We start from the raw sequence: 17221 nt of genomic DNA, 5'->3' as shown, positions 1-17221 counted from the left end.
GGGGCCAGTGGTAGACATGCTCTCGTTTTGTGTCGGGGCGTAGCGCAGCCTGGTAGCGCACTAGCATGGGGTGCTAGGGGTCGGAGGTTCAAATCCTCTCGCCCCGACCAAACAAATTAAAAATAAAAAGCCAGTCCTTATTAAGGATTGGCTTTTTTGCTTTCACAATTCTTCCCTTGCCACGGCAAAGGCAGACCAGGCCTGCTGGGTGGGCATGACCTCCAGATGGTTGATGTTCACATGGGCGGGCTGCAATGTGACCCAGCCTGTAATCTCGGCGATATCTTCAGCCGACAGGGCCTTCACCCCTTCATAGGTGGCTGCTGCCTTTTCCGCCTTCCCTTTGAAACGCACAAGGGAAAACTCCGTATCCGCCATCCCCGGCGCAATATTGGTTACCCGCACACCTGTTCCCTGAACATCACAGCGCAGGTTCCTTGAAAACTGCTCCACAAAGGCTTTGGTGGCCCCGTAGGCATTTCCTCCGGGATAGGGCCAGCTGCCTGCCACGGAACCCATATTGACAATATGCCCCCGCCTGCGGGCAGTCATCCCCGGCAGAATTTTCCGGGTCATATATAAAAGACCCTTAATATTGGTATCCACCATCACTTCCCAGTCATCCATGTCCGCTTCAGGGGCCGGTGCAAGCCCCAGAGCCAGCCCCGCATTGTTCACAAGGATATCCACACAGGCAAACTCCGCTGGAATCCCGTCAAGGGCCTTTTCCACAGCCTCCCTGTCCCGGACATCCAGTTGCATGATGTAAACGGGTACATCCAGTTCTTCCGCCAGTTTTTCAAGGCGTTCCCGCCTGCGTGCGGCCAGAATCAGGGAAAATCCCCTGGCTGCATACCAGCGGGCACAGGCTTCCCCAAAACCCGATGAAGCCCCTGTAATCAGAACTGTTTTGATCTCCATTCTGCTCTTTCCTTTCCTGGGCTGCCCTGATCCCGGGATTTTTTCCCGGACAAATGAATCAAATCACCCATTGCACGTCAGAACATGGTTTTGTATGGTTAATGAAAATTCTTTCCCTTCTTCTTTCTTCCCTCCCGTTGTGCGGGGCGATTTCATCAGCGGATCGCCCCTTTTTCTTTCCCCCCTTTTATCTAAGGACTGAAAAATGGACGACTTCAAAGAAAAAAGAAAAGATGTACGTCAGAATTATTTCAGCCCTGTTGTCTACACAACCCAGGATCAGGAATACAGAGAATACATTCTTGACATCAGTGGCGGTGGGGTTTTTATCAAAACCCGCAACATTCTTCCCCCGGACACGGAAGTGAATCTCTTCCTGCCCTTTCCCGGTGGCAACTACATCAGCCTTCTCGGAGTCGTTGTCCGTTCCGGAGAAAAGGGCATTGCGGTTCAGTTCCACAATGAGGATCTGGAACTGATACACTCCCTGCAGGCCATGGTGGAAAGTATCCGCCTCCTTGAGGGATAAAAGACAGGGGGGCCATGCGCCTGCACAGCCCCCGTTTTTTCAGATATCCATCCCCCAGTTTTTCAGCATGGCAACCCCGCCAAAGACCGTCACATTATCCCTATGCCCCTTGGCCCGAAGATTCAGCTGGGCTTCATAGGATCTCACCCCCGTGTTGCAGATCAGCACAAGGGGCTTGCCTTCGGGAAGTTCATCCAGCCGGCCCAGAAGCTCGTCCTGGGGAATCCCCTTCCAGATACCGGGATACTTTTCCTCGTAGACCTTTGCGTCGGCCTTTGCCCGGCAGTCAATGAGGCAGACATCCCCCCTTTTTATTTCTTCCCACTTTTCTGCAAATTCTTCACAACCAATGGGATGCATACGACCATCCAGAAGATTGTCCGCCACATTCCCCAGGGCATTCACGATGTCCATGGCAGAGGAGAAGGGGGGGGAGTAGGCAAATTCAAGGTTGGAGATCTCCTCCACCTTCGGCTTCCTTCCAAGCAATGCCGCCACCGCATTGATACGACCCACCGTTGCGTCCCCCTTGCTGCCGGAGCCCTGAATGCCCAGAACCTGACGGGTGCTGCGATCCACCACCAGCTCCAGATACATCAGCTCCTTTGTGGGATAAAAATGGGCCCTGTCCAACTGGCACATCCGGACACTGATGGCATCGAAACCTTCTTCCAGAGCCTTTTTCAGGGTAAGGCCGGCACCACAGAGGCAGGTCTCAAAGAGCTTGACCACAAAACTGCCCACCACAGGAGGGGAAACGGATTCCTTTCCTGCAAGATTGTCCCCGATCACCCTGCCCTGACGGTTGGAAAGGGAGCCCAGAGGATAATATCCCGGCTTGCCCGTAATGGCATTGGGCACCAGCACGCAGTCTCCACCCGCATAGATGTCCGGATCCGTGGTACGCATACGCTCATCCACCAGAATCCCGCCATTAAAGCCCACTTCCAGTCCTGCCGCAGCAGCCAGCTCTCCATTGGGCTGAATACCCGCCGCAATGATCACAAGATCTGCCTCCAGGGTTTCCTGATCCGTCACCACACGGGCAACCCGGCCATCCTCGCCTTCAAAACGGACAACACTCTCCCCAAGCCGGAAAGCAACCCCCTGTTCCTCCATGTGGGACTGGGCCATTTTCGCCAGTTCCGGTCCCACAAAACCGGGCATGATCTGATCGGAAATTTCCACCACCGTAGTTTCGATACCCCACATGTCTCCAAGGGCCTCGGCCATTTCAAGCCCGATAAAACCGGCACCCACCACAACAGCCGTTCCTGCCTGCCCCGAAGCAATGGCAGACTTGATGGCAATGGCATCCCTCAGGGAGCCTACGCTGTAAATGCCACCAAGCTCCTGACCTTCAATATTCAGATTTCTTACCCTTGAACCGGTGCCTATGACCAGCTGATCATAGGGCAGAAGGGAGGTGGTTCCGTCCGCTTTTTCTATCTTTATCTGTTTCTCATTCCGAAGAATGGCTGTCACACGGGTCCGGGTCATGACATCAATGTCTTTACAGTCTTTGAAAAAACGCTCATCCCGCAACATATGAAAACTTGTACTCTGCAGCTCAGATGCATCCGCCACATCTCCGGATACATAATAGGGGATACCGCAGCCACCGTAAGAAATGTGCTCATCCTGGTCAATGAGCAATACCTCGGCATCGGGTTCCAGCCGCTTTAAACGACATGCCGCCTTGGATCCCAAAGCCACGGCACCAACAACCAGCACTTTTTTTCCCATGTCAGCAATTCCTTTCTTCAATCCCTATGAAAAGCAGACAGAACCCACAGGCCCTGCCAGCCTTTTTTCTGCCCGGCAGATGCTGCCGGACCTTCTGTTTATTATCCGAATGCTTAGCTTATTATACGATGACCATAATCTTTGGGCTACCCGGACCTTAAGTCAGAAAAACGGCATGACCTGATGCTGCCCTTGCCTGCGGGTCTCCGTAAAGGGTACCCCTGCATAAGAGAGGCATAAAAAAACTTCCAGTAAGAACCGGCCTTGCACCTTCCCCCCGGAGCCGAAAGCCAATCATGGCCTGATGCTCAGGAAAAATAAAGACCATGCCGGCATTTTTTTCCCATTGCCAAAGTGTGCCACCTGAAATTCTCAGACATTTTATCATTATTCAAGGAAAAATCCTGAACAGAAACAAGACCCTCACCGTACAAGGGCAATTGGCACCATACTTGCTTAAACAAAAACACAGATAATATTAAAAAAGAGCCCAAAGGACTCTGAAGGATACAAAATAAGGGGACGCTGCCATGATCTCAGGAATTCAGGCCTATCAAAAAATTGAACACCCACCGAAGGAACGCAGTGAGGACCGGCGGATTCAGGGCCTTGCACAGGCAACAGCTTCAGGCAAGGCAAAGGAATCCACAGACACAGACAACAGGCGCATGGATCGGGTAAGCCTGTCCCCTGAGGTCGAAGCGGCAAAGCTGAGGGAAAGCCTTGGCCTGCCCATCCGGGGTAAAATCACCAAAGAAATCATGGAAAACAGCCGAAAAGCCATAGAAGAAACCGTTCATCATCAGATTGCCCAGGCCCGTCAGAACGCAGGCATTCCTGAAGACGCAGAAATACTCGTCCGCCTTACTGCCAAGGGCGACATCCGTGTAAACTCAGGAGTAAAAGGGTCATGGGAACTTGAAAAGGGACTTCAGGAAGACAAGGGTTTCAAAGAGGCCTTTGCCTCCCTTGGTATGCATCAGGGCCTGAACTCTCTCGGACAGACAGGAAAACCGGAAGCCAGACAGCAGTTCAGTGCTTTTTTTGACGCTGGAGAAGAACGTTCCCTCTCCCTCATCAGCCGGGACTACAACAGCCTGCGTCAGAGCGCCGACCCCCTGCAGGCCCTTGTCCTGCAGGCCCGGAAGCAGCACCCTGAATTCACATTCAGGCACGACAACGGACATACCTGACCCCGGTGACGTGAAAATATATCCCATACGGTTGGCATTCGGCTTAAACCTTCAGATCCAGATGATGTACAGTCCCGGCCCGGCCAGCTTCCGTAAGGACAATACCGGAACTCTGGATGCGCCCCCCCTTTTCTCCCCCCACATCCATGGGGGTTGCCACACGGAAAAGTCCGATGGCGCCGATTCCCATATCACTCAGAGATTTTCCCCTGCCATTGGTTCCATCTTCCGGATGCCAGATACGCAGCTTTGAAAAAACAGGATCTCCGGAATCTATCCAGCCGTTGCCATCGCTGTCATATGCGGCAAGGTCTGCAAAACCGTCACCGGAGCTGGTACCAAAAAGCTCACTGCCGTCATCAACCCGGCCATTGCCATTTTTATCCAGAAAAAGAAAACCTGCACCCTTTGAAGGCATGGCAAGGGATTCTTCCTTCCCGTCTCCGGTCAGATCAAAGGTAAATCTGGCATCTCCCATGGTGACAGGCCCGTTCAGGGAAATCACCAGAGGATCCACAAAATTAACCTCCCTTGACACAAAGCTCTCTTCCTTCCGGGACTGCATCTGCATCACGGAAAAACGTATCGTTCGACCGTCGGCGGTCATGACCTCACCTTCGGCCATAAAAATACTTTCCTGTTCCATGCGCGTATAAACGGTTTCTTCTATATGGAAGGCAGCACCCGGACCGCCGGAAAGGACATCTCGGGGAAATTCAGCCACCGGCTCCGGCCTGAAAAAGGGAATCTCCGTTTTTTTCCCGGTAAGGGCGTTCAGAATCATCTGCACCAGACGTTTGCTCATATCCAGATCCAGATGCTTCAAGCCCGCTTCAGGAACTGCGGAAGACTTAAAAAAGAGCCCCCCTCCCCTGAAACCGCCTCGGGCAGGGCTTTCCTCCTCTGCGGGTGCCTGTACCACCATGCGCATGGTGCGTTGTGTCTGTACTTCCTGACGGGAAATACCCGCCATCTGAAGGGATGTGGATACGATATGCATGGCCGCCTCCTTTCGGGAATCCATGGTCCCATGTTTTCCTTATATCGGCCGGCTCACCCAGAAGCTGAATTCTTTTATCGGGTACCCGTTTTTAAAGCTGCTTCCGGGACAAAGGGTGCCTGCATTGCAGAAACTGGCCTACAGCAGCCGAAGATTCCAGTTCCACAGACCGGGCCGCCTTCGAAGCTCCATCCCCTTTGGAAGAATTTCTTCCATATGCACAAAATATCTGTATCCTGCCCTTTCCAGCTCTGCCCTTTTCTCACGGATATCATACTGCCAGTCCGGAAAAAGCCATTGATTTTCTCCATATTTCCGGCCCCATAGTTTTTCATCCATGGGACTGATCATGCCTTCTCCGGGTTCCAGCACACCAACCCTTGAAATGGCAAGGGGCCAGCATCCGGATAATACCGCCCCCACAGGCAAGGGGCTCCCTGCGGCAAAGGCCAGAAAATCTTCTCCGCTCAATTCGGGGCTGGCAAAAACACCCGAAAAACCAAGATCACCCATCACCCCCACCGCCAGAGGATTCGCCACATTGCAAAAGGGTCCGGCCCAGAGTTCAAGCCCTTCTTTTTTATCAAAAAATCCCATCTGCCATGGGGCATTCAGAACAAAACGACGCGCCCCCCTGCGCAGCAGTCCCTCAATGGCTTTTTTCCAGTTTTCAGAACTTTCGGGCCAGATCACAGGGTCAAGCCACCACCAGATATGGGCCACAGCACCCGGCGCCACCTTAGCCGGTCTTTCCGGATCCACCCACAGGGCCGTTTCCTGCCCACGGCCTCCGGCACTTCCGGATTTTCTCCCTAAGAACATATCCCTTGGGGCACCACTTTTTTTAAAGGGGCGGGGCAGGACCAACTGGCGGGTACCGGGCCTGGGCTCCGGCGTCTCCATGGTTTCAAGCTCCTGCGCAAGCCCTTGGATCTGGGCCATCAGCTCCGGCTCCCTTCTGTCCACAAGAAATGCTGCGGCTCCTGCACCGGGCCGCTTTCCACGATCGGCCTTCAGATGGAATTTCCCTCCCTTGGGGATACTGCGCCGGACCCGAACCAGAAGATGCCCGCCCTCCCCCTCATAACCGATACGGATTAAATCCCCCGCCAGAAGGGGAATTCTCGGAACAATGAACAGCTCCTTTGCGCCGCCCTTCACCCGCCCCAGCAAAAACCCGGAGCCGGTTTCGCCCTCGGAAGATACAGGGTGCCATGGCCTGTGGGGTAAAAAACGATAATGCATGGAGGGCCTCCCCAGCGCCATGTCCAGAAGGGCCAGCGCATCTTTTTTTCTGCCGAGAATATCCCGCTCATCCCTCAGCATACGGTAAGCCGTGGTGGTGTAATGCACATAATGGGGGCCTTTTTTCCTGCCTTCAATTTTCCAGCATCCCACCTCTGGAATAACCCCCAGCACCTTGGTGAGCACATCCAGACTCAGATCCTGCATGGAAAAATAGCGGCCCGCCTCTGCTGCTCCCTTTTTCTTTCTGTAAAGACGGCGGCAGGGCTGAACACAGCGCCCCCTTAAGCCGGATTTTCCGCCGAGATAACTGCTCCAGTAACAGCGGCCGGACACGGCATAACAAAGGGCTCCATGGACAAAGGCCTCCAGATTCATACCTTCAGGGCAGGCCGCTGCCATGAGGCGCAGGGCATCCACGTCCAGCTCTCTGGGCATCACAACCCTTGAAAAACCGAGTTTTCCGGCCACAGCAAGGCCTTCGGGGAAACTTAGGTTGGCAAGGGTGGAAAGGTGCAGCTCTCCTGCATAATCCACCTGCCGGGCCAGAGAAACAAAGGCCGGATCCTGAACAATCAGGGCATCGGGCAGCACATCCCTTGCAAGACGCTCCACAAGGTGAAACGCCTTTTCCATCTCATCGGGCTTGATTTCATTATTAAGGGCCACGTAAACCCGAATATTGCGGTCATGGGCAAGGGATGTGAGGGCTGCAAGTTCAGTAATGGAAAAATTATCCGCTTCCATGCGTGCGGAAAAAGCCTTGAGGCCACAGTAAATGGCATCCGCCTCTGCTGCAATGGCGGCAAGGAAACTGTCTCGATCCCCGGCAGGGGAAAGAATCATGGGTAGGTCAGGGGTTGCTTCACGGGTCATGGCCTGCATCCTTCAAATGACAAACAGGGTATCTGTTCTGTCTCTTTTCATTTGTATATATTTACCTTCTCCGCTATAATCATGGAAATGATAAGCATTAAACATTAAACATTAAACAAAGTGCATATTCACTGCCATCCGGAAGACAGAATGTTTTTTATCCCCTGCGGATATACTGTCCTCCAGCATCAGAGGCCACCGGATCTTCCTGAATCGAATCTGGGGAAAACACATGCGACATCTGATTTACATCCATCTCATCATTATTGTTTTTTCCGCTGTATGTGCATACTATCTTTTTTACGATACAGCAGAAAAAGCCAATCCTTATATCATCATCAATGAAAAAGCCATTTCCTTTGAGGCCTATGAAAGGGAGTTAAGAAAAAAGCCCTACTACCAGACAGACCTTGAATTTCTTACCCATTTTATTGAAAAAGAACTTATCATTCAGAAAGCCATGAAGGAAAGACTGCACCAGAACACAGAGTTTTCTGAAAAAATAAAAACATTTTTTGAAAGCAATCTCATCCAGCTTATGATGGAAAAAAAGATGGATGAATTTGCGTCCGTTAAAGTTTCCGACGAAATAATGGAAAAATTCAGCCTGTATGCCCAAAAGACAGTCCTTATCAAAAGTGCGGAAGAGCCATTTGAAGTGCTTACAGAAACCCCCTTTCTGTTTCTGCCGGATACCATCAAGTATCTGCTCCTTACAGGTAAGACCAAAGAGGGATTAAAAAAATACATCCTGACGGACAATATTGCCGACGGTATACCGGAAATAAACCCTCTGGAGTTGAAAAGACAGGCTGAAAAAATGAAAAATCAGTATTTGTGGGATCAATGGATTCTGGAGTTGAAAAAAAATGCTGACGTGATCATCCTCGATGATTCGAAAGGATAAAAAATGGCCGCAAAACGCTACAAAAGAAGAACGTATATTCTTACCAACACATCCCAGACCAAATATATTTTTTCATACTTCGCCCTTTTCTGCCTCGGACTTCTGGTTTTTTCCTCCCTTTTCAGCTTCATGTCCATGGACACAACGACCATTATCTATGACAAAAGTGAAATCCGGGTCGGCAGCACTCCAAACATGCTGGTTAACCAGATGCTCGGCTCCGGCTGGGTCATCATCCTGATCGGTGGAAGCCTGCTGTTTGTCCTGTCAACCATCATGACCCACAGGGTTGCAGGGCCTGCCTACAGGATAGAAGAATCCTTGAAAAAAATGCTCCGGGGCGAGTTCGGATTCAAAATAATTTTAAGAAAAAACGATGAAATGAAGCCCATTGCACATAAACTGGAAACCTTATCCATGCAGATTGAGCAATGGGAAGCGGATATAAAAAAACATCAAGATGAAATGATGCGTGCCATCAAAGGGATGGATCTCGATGAAACGGACAGAAACTTTCTCCTTGCAAAAATCAAGGATATTGAAAAAAGCAGACCCTGGCCGCATAATCCAAAAAAAATGCAGGACACAGCGTAACCGACACATCGCTATTAATTTTAAAAACTTACTAGCAACAAGATGCCGCAATACGGCGTGGGCTGCTTTTCAGTCAGTCCCGCCTGTGACTGCAACCATCTCACGGGAAAAACATATTTTTATATGAAAAAAAATGACGTCTTCCCTTCCCATAGCTGTATTTTCCCACCGGCTCCTGGACCCGGAATGATATGGACAGGTATCCTCATCCTGCTAATTTTTCCTGTTTTTCAACCAGTGGCCCTGTCCTATGAACTGGTAACAGCCTATGCCAATATTATTTATCAGGATAAAGAGACCCTTGAAAAATTTAACCGGAGAATTAATCCCGGCAGGCTGAGATTCTTCATGCCCCAGACCGATGGCAGTCTTGAAGGGGAGGTAAAGGCAAAAATAGATCTGATTACCCACAGGGTACAGACGGTTCTTGATATGTACCCTGAAAACCTGAGGTACAATATCTATCTTGTTGAAGACAGAAGACAGGTACAGGCAATTTACAAGAACCTTTACCGGACAGATAAAGATTACATTGCCTTTTACTCTCCGCAGTTGAATACGGTATATATCTCTCCGGACAGAATGAACATTACGGTCCTGGCCCATGAAATCGGTCATGTGGTTGTGGAAAATTTTTTTGACATCAGCCCGCCGGAAAGAATCCACGAGCTCCTTGCCCAGTTTGCCGAAAGAAACCTCGGAAACTAAAACCCCAAATTTATTTTCCCTGCAAAGCATCCAGCCTTCTCTTGCTGGAAGCCATGGACGGATTGATCAGTAACGACCTTTTGTAGTACTCCTCAGCCCTCTGATAAAAATGCAGTCTCTCACTGATAAATCCTGCATGGTAAAGCACACCGGCATCTTCGGAAAATATACCAAGGGCTTCCTGCATGATGTCATAGGCATCTTCAAGCCTGTTTCTGTTCTGATACTCCCTTGAGAGATGAATATAAAGATTTCTGGAGGGCAAAGTTTCACTGCGGGCATGCACAAGCCCCCTTTCCAGCACCTCCAGAGGATAATCCGTTCCGTGCCCGGAATTTCTCACATAAAGATAATATCTGTTCCAGGCTTCGGAAACCTCCGGCATGGATCTGGCCATATCCGTAAAACTCATACCGGCACGGCCCATGATCTCAAGAAGCTTTCCCGCAGCCGAAGGTTGCAGGGCAAGGGCTTTTTTTACGGTTTCAATCCCCTTTTCCCGGTTACGGGTTTCCAGATAAAAGGCAGCCAGCCTCTGATACATGAGAATATCCCAGGGCCGCATGGCCACGCCAAGCTGCAGATAATACTCTCCCGCCTCCCTGTTTCCGGTATAATAGGCAGCTAACCCCATTTTTTGAATCACGTCTGCGGCAAGGGGATTCAAGGTCAAAGATTTTTCATACCAGTCAATGGCATTCCCGTAATCCCGGTAAAATAAAAAAGCATCGCCTACGGCAGCCGCATAGGAAGCATTGTGTGGATTGACAGAATAGGCTTTTCCCGCAGCCTTTGCATATTTCCCAAGGCGCTCTGCATCCAGCTCCGCCATGTTCACCCTTTCCTGGGGAAGTTTCAGGGCATCCATTTTTGCAAAGGCAGCACGGCCACTGTAAATCCCAAGAACAGGCCAGCAAAGACAAAATACCAGAGCATAAACCAGCAAGGTCCGGGAGCCTGCAGGTGGCAGGTAAGTCGGTTCAAGATGTTCCCTGAACCTTGTATTGGCAAAGGAAATCCCAAGGGCGAGAATCACCATAAAAATAATGGCATTGGCCGGGATCTGCAGGTTGAAATCCATGATACTGTGCAGGGCAATGGCAAAAAGACCTGCAAAGACAGCAGCAGATCCATACAGGGAGAATTTTTCTTTTCTTAAGGGAAGCTTCCGGACCATTGAAATCAGAACGGCAGACAAAAAAGCAAAAAAAAGGACAAAGCCGATCACTCCGAAATCCGATAAAAGTTCCAGATAATCATTGTGGGCATAACCCGCCAGCCTGCTCATATAATAATTCTGGTAAACCGGATGAATCTGCTCAAAGGAACCACCACCTGAGCCGGTCAAGGGGAAATCCCGAATAATCCGTGTGGTATCTTCCCAAAAGGTCAGCCTGCTGACGCCGTCATTGGCAAGCTGTGTGATGGTCTGCCCAAAACGAACATCCAACTGACTCCATCCATACCAGCTCAAGGAAACAAGCGTCAGAACAAAGAGAAAAATCCAGGTTCCTCCAAATTCTTTTCTTTTCCTGCTGTATTTTCTGACAAGCAGCGCAAAGAGAACAAGGGAAGCCATCATGGCAGCAATGCCCGTTCTGGAAAGACTCATAAAAACCGAAAGCATGATGAGAATAACAAAAAAGATATGGAGAACGTACTTATATGAAGAGTCCCTTTCCAGAAAACCCAGTATCTTCTCCCTCAAAGTCGGCTTCATGATCACCGGCCTGTAAATCAGATAAAGGGCCAGCACAAGGGGCAGCAGCATCTCCATCAGCCCTGCATAATGGTTGTGATTCACATAGGGACCGAAAACCATGGAGTTGTGGGGCACATAGCGAAACCAGAGGGCCATATCCTCTGTAAAAACGGATTGCAGAATGGTGGAAATGGAAAGAAGGCCTGCAAAAATGGCAAGGATGGCAAGGGTTCTTTTAAGAATCCTGAAATCGGTGAAAAACTGTATACTCAGGTAATATACAAGATAAAAAAGAACAAGCTGAGACAGAACCACAAGCCCCCCTTCGGGGTGCAGGGAAAGGCTGTACCAGCCGGGATCTCCTGCCATCCGGAAAACATCCTCCCGAATGGCATGGGATGCGGGAGAAAGAATGCGCACAAGAAAGGCTGGCATGGGAAGAAGCTGGGTCAGACTGTAAATAAAACCCGCCAGAAAAAAAGCCGTGCCCGGAACCCGGTAAAGCACGACCTTTTCCTTCCATGCATGGATCATAAAAAGAATGAAGGAAAAACCCATCATTATATATACGAGAAAAAAAGACCATTCTTCCGTTGTACCAAAGGCAAGGGGAGCAAAAATAAGGGAGAAGACATAAATAAACCAGGCGAGCTTATATTTCACATCCATTTTTAAACAGTTTCTCCGGGTTACGGTGTAAAATCTGGTCCAGTGCGGGGTAAAGCTTTTTATTTTTCCCGGAAGTGAGCAAAAATGAAAGCTCAGGCTTTCTCAGGCGGTGATCATGGGCATCCGAAGCGATGAAATCTACCGATCCCTGCCGTAAAAGGGCATGGGCAAAAAACTTCACACTGGGACCAAAACTTCCTTTAAGGGCCATGGCCGTGAGCTGAAGATGAACGCCCGGCATCAAGAGATTTTTCAACAGCTCCGTATTCTGCATAAAGGCCCTGTTTCTTTCAGGATGCGCAATAATGATCCTGTACCCCTGCAAAATAAAGTTCCTGAAAACATCTTCCGCATCATGGGGAATCCACTCTGGCAGAAACTCCACAAGAATATACCGGGAACCTGCCAGCGTAAGGGGGACATCCATTTTCCTCAAAAGATCAAAGGGCACTTCTCCGCCGAGATGGACCTTTAATGGAATTTTCCTGTCATTCAGAAGCTCCTGAAAATCAGCAAGCGAAGATGCAATATCTTCCCGAGACAAGGTTTCTGTCACATGGGGCGTTGCAATGATTTCACGGATACCATCCCCCACAGCCAGGGCTGCCATTTTCAAAGACACGGAATCATCCGGACTTCCGTCATCAAGACCGGGTAAAATATGAGAATGGATATCAATCATTTATAATATTCAGAATCATAATAGGCTCCCTCACCATAGCCCTGTCTCTTCAGATCAATGGCATTCACGATCTGACCAATAACCTTGGCTTCAAGCCCTGCAAACTTTCTGATGCAGGCTTTTACATCGTCATATTTTGTCTTTTCCGACCTTGTTACAAGGAGAACATTTTCCACCTTCTGGGCCAGCACCACGGCATCGGAGACCAGCCCTGCCGGTGGCGTGTCAAAAATGACGATGTCAAAGGCTTTGACAAATTTCACGATCAATTCATCCATAAGATTTGAAGAAAGAAGCTCCGATGGATTCACCGGCTTTTTACCCGCAGGCATCACATAAAAATGCGCACCCTGGGGCATAAAGATGGTTCCCTTCTTAAACTCTTCTCCTGAAAGGAGCCCTGAAAATCCTTTGGTATTGTCCAGGTTAAAAATCTTATGCAGTCTCGGCTTTCTCATATCCGCGTCCACCAGAAGCACATTTTTCCCGGACATGGCTATGGAAATGGCCAGATTCACACAGGTAAGGGTTTTTCCTTCTCCGGGGGCATGGCTTGTGACCATGAGGGAGGCGGGCAGCCCTTTGGATGTGGCCAGAGAAAGGGATGCCCGTATGCTTTTATAGGCTTCCGAGTCCAGGGAAGACGGATGATCCAGCAGCACCCGTAATTTTTCTTCGTCATTTCCTCTAAGGGTGCCCACAGCACCGAAAACGGGAAGCCCTGTCTTTTCCTCCGCATCCTCTGCCATGGAAATTCTGTTATCAAGATATTCAAGGAAAAAGGCAAGACCGATACCCCCAAAAAGCCCCAGCACCAGACCAAGCAGAATATTTTTTTTCATATTCTGATTAAAGGGAGCTGTGGGTACCTTTGCCCTTTCTATGACCCATACATCCACATCCCGTGTCTGCTCCGTAATGGTCTGCTCCTTGATTCTTCCCACCAGTGCCTGATAAAGCTGCTGGCTTGTTTCCACCTCCCGTTGAAAAATTTTATACTGCACAAAGGCCTCATTCAGACGGGAGGCCTCACTCTTTGTTCTTCTCAATTGATCTGTGAGATTTTTTTCGTTGGCAAGGGCCAGTTGATACTCATTCGTCAACGCCTGAACAATACTCCTAATTTCATTAACCTTTCTCTCTTCAAGGGCTTCAAGCTCCCGTGTCAGCCTCTGCATCACAGGATGTCTTTCTCCATAGCGCTGGCTGGCATCAAGAAACTCCTGATTTTTCTGTGCGGTTAATGCCCGAATATCCTGAAAAGCTCTGTTCGTGGCAATCACAGGAATGGACTGAAGCATACCTTCTTCTGTCTGCCTTATCAACTGCACCACAGCTTCAAGCCTTTTTCTTTCAGACTCCGCCTGGGTAAGATCAGAACTTAACTGGTTCAAACGCTGGGGGATAATGGCAATACGGTCTTCTATGGTGACAATATCCCTGTCCCTTAAAAACTGCTGAAGACGCATTTCTGCACTTTCCAGCTTTTCCCTTTCTTCCTGAGCCGTTTTCTTCATCCAATCCAGCGTGTAGCCCACATTCTCCATTCTCATTTCAAGAATACGTTCAATGTAAGCCTGGGCAATGCTGTTAACTACCAAAGCAGAAAAAACAGGATTTTGGGAAGTATAAGAAACATTTATGATACGACTCATCTGTACAGGTGAAACAGCAACCCCACCCCTTACCATTTCTGCCATCAGGGAGCCCGGTGATTTATCATGGGCAAAGTAAAGGGCCTGCAGATCTTCCCCTTTTTCTTCTGCAGCAGCCAGCTCATCCCTTTCATGCCTGCGAATGACTGTGGATATAAAATCTTTAAGATATTCTTTGAAATAGGCCGTAAGGGAAAATCCCTCTTTTTTTGTTTCCGGGAAAAAAGAATTGTAAGAATTTACCAGATCAAGATAATCCACAACCTTTTCAGCAACGGCCTTGGACTGAATAATTTCCATCTGGGTCTGTGTAAATTCAGGATCATACCGATAATAACGGATATTCCCGGCCAGAGGATTAGCGTCATTGCTTTCAAGCTTCAGCTTAACCGAAGCCCTGTACAGAGGCGTTGAGCTTATCGATCCAATAATAACGGTTATCAAGGTAATGAAAAAAAAGACGGCAACCATCTTTTTTCTTTTCATGACAACCCGCAGATAATCCTTTAAGTGGATCTCTTTTTCTTTCACTTCCATAATAGAATTGATCCCCATACTTTGCAGGCAATATTAATACCCGAAAAAAATCATCAAAAATTACTTTAAAAGAAACTTTCCGGCACAACGACCACATCATTGGGCAGTACCCTTGCATCCATGGGCACTCTCCGAATCACCTTCTTTTCTCCATTTTTTTCACGGATAATGCGAATATTTCTGGCAGAAGCTTTATCCGTAAGACCTCCTGCATTGGTGATTACCTGAATCAGCGTCAGATCTTTATCGTACTGATATGAGGCAGGTCTTCTTACTTCTCCTGTCACATAAATCTTGTCCACCTGAGGAATAAAAACATTATCACCATTCATAATTAAAATATTCTGACTCAAATCGCCTTCTTCCACAAGGCGTCGCAAGTCTATTCTTATTACCTCCTGTCCGGGACTTTCTTCTTCCATGAAGTTTCTTGTAATGATGATTTCCCTTCCAGCATCTTTACCCAGTCCCCCGGCTTTGGAAATCAGTTCCAGCAGAAAAACCCTGCCCACAAGATCATAAAGCCCCGGCTTATCCACCTCCCCCAGTATGGTTGCTTTTCTGCTTCTGTACTCGCTCATGGAAACAGCAACCTGAGGGTTCAGTATATACCCATCGCCCAGCTTTCTTTCTATCATGACAGAAATTTCTGAGGGTGTTTTCCCGAGAACATTAAATTCACCGATCAAAGGAAAACGAATGGTACCATCCCCTGCCACTCTGGATTTAACCGAAAGATCCTTATGATCATAAACGGTAATATCCAGATTATCCCCCGGCCCCACAGTATAATTATCCGCAAGCGCAAGAGAACAGGCAGTCCCAAAAGCAAGGAAGAAATACAAAATTATGTAAAAAAAACGTAATGCCATGAAACCTCGCTTAAAAAGAAAGCAGCCCACCCGTCCATAGCGGGCAGACTGCGCAGATATTAAATCTATATTTCACGCATTCTAAAACTGACCTGTAATACTGAAATAAAACTTATTGGTGTCATACTCCAGATTATCATACGTTGAATTTCTTGTTTCATAGGAATAACCAGCCTCCATGGAAAGCCAGTTATTCAGACTGTACTCACAGGAAGGGTTGATGCGGTAAATATCATTTTCCATTTTAGTAGAACCGGAGTAACTGTCCGAATTCCAGTCCAGTCGCATTTTACCTTTAATTCTCGGCGTAAGCTCCTGGGAGTATACCAGACCAATTCTGTCAGAAATATAATAATCAGCATCAGCAAAATTGGTTTCATAGTAACGCCTGGATGCAGCAACATCAAGGCGGGTTCTTGTGGTAAACTGGTGGGCCAGATGAAATTCTGCAAAAAGATCATCTGCATCAGATCCTTTGTCCATGGACTTTTTTATCTGACCAATTTTCAATCGCCCCCTGGATTTTGCAGTAATACGCCAAGACAGGTTTGCAGAAACGCGCTCCTCCTGACTATCGTATAGAGGTCTTCCGTCTTCTGCTGACCTGTCATAATCAACATCGGTTTTCTGATATTCAAGGGCAAGCTCCGTTGCGGCAGTCAGCCTGTATCCGGCAGCAACGGACCATGTTAAATCCCTTCGGTTTCTGAATGCCGACTCTTCCCTGTCATAATCCAGGTCATAGACGGAAAAACCTCCCCGGACAAACATCTTAGGAGAAAAATCATACCGGATAATTGCATCCAGCAGCATGTCTTTATATTCATCAAGATCTCTGTTCCCTACTTCACCGCGGACCTCACTGGACTTGGCGTATCTGGATGCCAGATCCAGGGTAAGACCACCGGGTGCATTGTATTGCGCTGCTGCCTTCAGGGTATGGGACACAAGATTTTCATCACTGTTATCTGCGTAAAACTCCGCCTTTGGATTATATATCATAAAAAGATGATACCGATCCGTCGAATCAATACGGTCCCTTGAAAGACTCAACCCACCGGGGGCTCCCGTATCGGACGCCATGGCAATATCAACGGTTCTGCTGCCCGGTACAGACAGTGCAATGGAAGGAGAAAACACCGTTAAAAAATCAGATTCCTTATCTTTATCGGCGTTATAAAGATTGTCTGTATACTGAAAACTTAAAGAAGCAGCAGGATGAATATTGCGACGCTGCTGGCCAAAAATATCTCCTGTAATTTCTTGTGCAAAAACTGGGAGGGCAAAAATAAACATTAAAAGAATGCCTGTAATCTTTTTCCCCATTCTCTTATCCTCATATATTTTTTATTATTTTTTGAGCAACCAGAAAAAAATCACGGGCA

At 48.5% G+C, this 17221-nt stretch carries 14 protein-coding genes and 1 tRNA gene; 6 read left to right on the top strand and 9 right to left on the bottom strand.

Going from position 1 to position 17221, the window contains the following annotated elements:
* Nucleotides 1-33: 33 nt before the first annotated feature.
* Nucleotides 34-110 (top strand) — tRNA-Pro (locus LZ24_RS12685).
* Between the two features lie 52 nt (nt 111-162).
* Here the strand turns inward: LZ24_RS12685 and LZ24_RS12680 are convergent.
* Complete coding sequence (locus tag LZ24_RS12680) at nt 163-921, bottom strand: SDR family oxidoreductase (protein WP_144685694.1); 759 nt, start codon at nt 919-921, stop codon at nt 163-165.
* A gap of 205 nt (nt 922-1126) precedes the next feature.
* Here LZ24_RS12680 and LZ24_RS12675 point away from each other — a divergent pair, with 205 nt between their 5' ends.
* Entirely contained in the window at nt 1127-1450 is a 324-nt protein-coding gene (locus tag LZ24_RS12675) for a PilZ domain-containing protein (RefSeq protein WP_144685692.1), read from the top strand.
* A 39-nt stretch (nt 1451-1489) separates the two neighbouring features.
* Here LZ24_RS12675 and LZ24_RS12670 read toward each other — a convergent pair whose 3' ends face one another.
* The gene (locus tag LZ24_RS12670; protein ID WP_144685690.1) at nt 1490-3196 is read right to left on the bottom strand and encodes an FAD-dependent oxidoreductase; all 1707 of its coding nucleotides are present in this window, start codon (nt 3194-3196) and stop codon (nt 1490-1492) included.
* 530 nt (nt 3197-3726) lie between these two features.
* Here LZ24_RS12670 and LZ24_RS12665 point away from each other — a divergent pair.
* The gene (locus LZ24_RS12665) at nt 3727-4389 is read left to right on the top strand and encodes a hypothetical protein (RefSeq protein ID WP_144685688.1); all 663 of its coding nucleotides are present in this window, start codon (nt 3727-3729) and stop codon (nt 4387-4389) included.
* 43 nt (nt 4390-4432) lie between these two features.
* Here the strand turns inward: LZ24_RS12665 and LZ24_RS12660 are convergent, their stop codons facing one another.
* On the bottom strand, nt 4433-5413 hold the full coding sequence (locus LZ24_RS12660; RefSeq protein WP_144685687.1) for a hypothetical protein: 981 nt from the start codon (nt 5411-5413) through the stop codon (nt 4433-4435).
* A gap of 114 nt (nt 5414-5527) precedes the next feature.
* Complete coding sequence (locus tag LZ24_RS12655; RefSeq protein WP_144685685.1) at nt 5528-7510, bottom strand: peptidase U32 family protein; 1983 nt, start codon at nt 7508-7510, stop codon at nt 5528-5530.
* A 232-nt stretch (nt 7511-7742) separates the two neighbouring features.
* On the opposite strand from LZ24_RS12655, the gene LZ24_RS12650 reads away from it, so the two are divergent.
* From LZ24_RS12650 to LZ24_RS12640, 3 genes are all read left to right on the top strand, one after another.
* Nucleotides 7743-8417: a hypothetical protein gene (locus LZ24_RS12650; protein ID WP_144685683.1), complete on the top strand. Its 675-nt coding sequence runs from the start codon at nt 7743-7745 to the stop codon at nt 8415-8417.
* Between the two features lie 3 nt (nt 8418-8420).
* The gene (locus tag LZ24_RS12645) at nt 8421-9011 is read left to right on the top strand and encodes a hypothetical protein (RefSeq protein ID WP_144685681.1); all 591 of its coding nucleotides are present in this window, start codon (nt 8421-8423) and stop codon (nt 9009-9011) included.
* A 186-nt stretch (nt 9012-9197) separates the two neighbouring features.
* The gene (locus LZ24_RS12640) at nt 9198-9719 is read left to right on the top strand and encodes a hypothetical protein (protein ID WP_144685679.1); all 522 of its coding nucleotides are present in this window, start codon (nt 9198-9200) and stop codon (nt 9717-9719) included.
* Between the two features lie 10 nt (nt 9720-9729).
* On the opposite strand, the gene LZ24_RS12635 is transcribed toward LZ24_RS12640, so the two are convergent.
* From LZ24_RS12635 to LZ24_RS12615, 5 genes are all read right to left on the bottom strand, one after another.
* Nucleotides 9730-12090 (bottom strand): O-antigen ligase family protein, encoded by a 2361-nt coding sequence (locus LZ24_RS12635; RefSeq protein WP_144685677.1) that lies wholly within the window; start codon nt 12088-12090, stop codon nt 9730-9732.
* The gene (locus LZ24_RS12630; RefSeq protein WP_222427630.1) at nt 12074-12772 is read right to left on the bottom strand and encodes a tyrosine-protein phosphatase; all 699 of its coding nucleotides are present in this window, start codon (nt 12770-12772) and stop codon (nt 12074-12076) included. The genes LZ24_RS12635 and LZ24_RS12630 overlap by 17 nt, the downstream gene beginning before the upstream one ends.
* A complete protein-coding gene (locus LZ24_RS12625) occupies nt 12769-14964 on the bottom strand; it encodes a GumC family protein (protein WP_186443128.1) in 2196 nt (731 codons plus the stop codon). Before LZ24_RS12625 ends, LZ24_RS12630 begins: the two co-directional genes overlap by 4 nt.
* Nucleotides 14965-15029: 65 nt before the next feature.
* Nucleotides 15030-15836, bottom strand: coding sequence for a polysaccharide biosynthesis/export family protein (locus LZ24_RS12620; protein ID WP_144685671.1), 807 nt, complete (start codon nt 15834-15836; stop codon nt 15030-15032).
* Between the two features lie 81 nt (nt 15837-15917).
* Entirely contained in the window at nt 15918-17162 is a 1245-nt protein-coding gene (locus LZ24_RS12615; protein ID WP_144685670.1) for an outer membrane beta-barrel protein, read from the bottom strand.
* Between the last annotated feature and the right edge of the window lie 59 nt (nt 17163-17221).

The sequence above is a fragment of the Desulfobotulus alkaliphilus genome, from assembly GCF_007830435.1.
GTDB classification, from domain to species: Bacteria; Desulfobacterota; Desulfobacteria; order Desulfobacterales; family ASO4-4; genus Desulfobotulus; species Desulfobotulus alkaliphilus.
Note: the sequence above shows the minus strand (reverse complement) of the source record. Positions and strands in the feature narration are given on the sequence as shown.

Coding starts and splice junctions, on each gene's coding strand:
- LZ24_RS12680 (WP_144685694.1), bottom strand. CDS start 921: ATGGAGATCAAAACAGTTCTGATTACAGGGGCTTCATCGGGTTTTGGG.
- LZ24_RS12670 (WP_144685690.1), bottom strand. CDS start 3,196: ATGGGAAAAAAAGTGCTGGTTGTTGGTGCCGTGGCTTTGGGATCCAAG.
- LZ24_RS12650 (WP_144685683.1), top strand. CDS start 7,743: ATGCGACATCTGATTTACATCCATCTCATCATTATTGTTTTTTCCGCT.
- LZ24_RS12645 (WP_144685681.1), top strand. CDS start 8,421: ATGGCCGCAAAACGCTACAAAAGAAGAACGTATATTCTTACCAACACA.
- LZ24_RS12655 (WP_144685685.1), bottom strand. CDS start 7,510: ATGACCCGTGAAGCAACCCCTGACCTACCCATGATTCTTTCCCCTGCC.
- LZ24_RS12625 (WP_186443128.1), bottom strand. CDS start 14,964: ATGGAAGTGAAAGAAAAAGAGATCCACTTAAAGGATTATCTGCGGGTT.
- LZ24_RS12615 (WP_144685670.1), bottom strand. CDS start 17,162: ATGGGGAAAAAGATTACAGGCATTCTTTTAATGTTTATTTTTGCCCTC.
- LZ24_RS12675 (WP_144685692.1), top strand. CDS start 1,127: ATGGACGACTTCAAAGAAAAAAGAAAAGATGTACGTCAGAATTATTTC.
- LZ24_RS12660 (WP_144685687.1), bottom strand. CDS start 5,413: ATGGATTCCCGAAAGGAGGCGGCCATGCATATCGTATCCACATCCCTT.
- LZ24_RS12630 (WP_222427630.1), bottom strand. CDS start 12,772: ATGATTGATATCCATTCTCATATTTTACCCGGTCTTGATGACGGAAGT.
- LZ24_RS12635 (WP_144685677.1), bottom strand. CDS start 12,090: ATGGATGTGAAATATAAGCTCGCCTGGTTTATTTATGTCTTCTCCCTT.
- LZ24_RS12665 (WP_144685688.1), top strand. CDS start 3,727: ATGATCTCAGGAATTCAGGCCTATCAAAAAATTGAACACCCACCGAAG.
- LZ24_RS12640 (WP_144685679.1), top strand. CDS start 9,198: ATGATATGGACAGGTATCCTCATCCTGCTAATTTTTCCTGTTTTTCAA.
- LZ24_RS12620 (WP_144685671.1), bottom strand. CDS start 15,836: ATGGCATTACGTTTTTTTTACATAATTTTGTATTTCTTCCTTGCTTTT.